The 1553-nt window shown below is 67.0% G+C and carries 1 protein-coding gene; it reads right to left on the bottom strand.

Annotated elements, in window-relative coordinates; all coding sequences use genetic code 11:
- Positions 1-423: 423 nt before the first annotated feature.
- The gene (locus ACFVJ3_RS49405; RefSeq protein ID WP_378459034.1) at positions 424-1344 is read right to left on the bottom strand and encodes a S1C family serine protease; all 921 of its coding nucleotides are present in this window, start codon (positions 1342-1344) and stop codon (positions 424-426) included.
- Between the last annotated feature and the right edge of the window lie 209 nt (positions 1345-1553).

Here is a 1553-nt window from a genome sequence, read left to right as displayed (position 1 = left end):
CACGGGAGGTCGGACGATCACCCATGCCCGCACCCCACCTGCTGCCGCACAACCACACTCACGGCGACCCACCAGCTGATCGGTGCATTCGGGCTGAGTGCGCCAGGTCGGCCGGGGATGCTGCCGGAGCCGGCCGTCGGCCCGCCCCAGGGCGGCCGCCGGGACGGTGAAGGCCGGGTCGAAGAACAGGAAGCTCAGCAGGTCCGCCGGGCGGGTCGCCTCACCACCGAAGAGCCGTGCCAGCAGGGGCAGTTGCGGGTTCCGCAGGCGCCGCAGTCCACGGAACCGGTGGCGGAGGATCTCCTCGGCGAGGACGGCGAGCGAGTTCGCCCGTTCCAGGGGCGGACCAGCGAATTCGACGTCGATATTGAATCCGTTGCCACCGCCGCTGCAATGCCTCGATTGCGTGCGACGATGTGGTCATCAGGTCGCAAGCTCACGAGGACGAGCGAACACATCCACCAGCGCACCATTACGCCACACCGTGATCTCGATCTGCCGGTCGATCGCATCCTCGACCATCAACCGCTGAACGGCGGTCGTCGTCACGATCGGTTTGCCGTCGAGTTCGACCATGATGTCCCCACGTCGCAACCCCGCCTCGGCGGCCGGGCTACCCGAGGAGACACCGGCCACCTGCAACCCCGTCTTCGACCCGATCCGCCCCTGCAGCTTCGGAGGCAGCGGTACCTGCATGCCCGCGATCCCCAACCAGGCCCGACGCACCCGCCCAGCCGATACCAACGCGGCGATGATCTGCCTCGTCGTCGAGTTGATCGGCACCGCCAGACCGACCCCCATCCCGGCGACAGCAGTATTCACCCCAACCAGCCGGCCCGCACTGTCGGCCAACGCGCCACCGCTGTTCCCCGGATTCAGCGCCGCATCGGTCTGGATCACCTCATCGATCACCCGCCCCGACTCCACCGGCAACGAGCGGCCCAACCCGGACACGATGCCCGCCGTCACACTGCCTGCCAGACCCAGCGGGTTCCCCAACGCGACCACCAACTGCCCGACCCGCAGCGACGCGGCGTCACCCAGTTCTACCGGAGCCGGGACGTCGCCCCGAGCACGCAGCACAGCCAGATCGGACAATGGGTCGCGCCCCACCACATCAGTGCGCACAACGGTCCCGTCGGTGAACGCCGCCTCGGCCCCGCTCGCTCCGGCAACCACGTGCGCACTCGTCAGCAACAGCCGGTCATCGGTGATCACACTCGCACTGCCCGAACCGCTCCCCCGTGATGTCCGCACAACCAAGCTGGCCACACTCGGCAACACGGCATCGGCGACCGAGATCACCGTCCTCGAGTATCCGTCCAACTCATCCAGTTCGCCCATACCCACTACAGCGCCGGCACACCACCGCCTATGCCCCTGTTCGCTCCCAGCTGACCACCCAATCACTACCCGCCGGTATCGGCGCGAAACCCTCCGCGTGTTTCGTCCACAAGCGCTAGGGCGTGTCTCCCAATGATTTGGGGTGTCGTGCGGCAACATGTTTGCTGTGACAGAGGTGATGGATCGATATCAGGTGTTGACCGAGAAGC

Source organism: Rhodococcus sp. NPDC127593 (genome assembly GCF_042671975.1).
GTDB lineage: Bacteria > Actinomycetota > Actinomycetes > Mycobacteriales > Mycobacteriaceae > Rhodococcus_F.
Note: the sequence above shows the minus strand (reverse complement) of the source record. Positions and strands in the feature narration are given on the sequence as shown.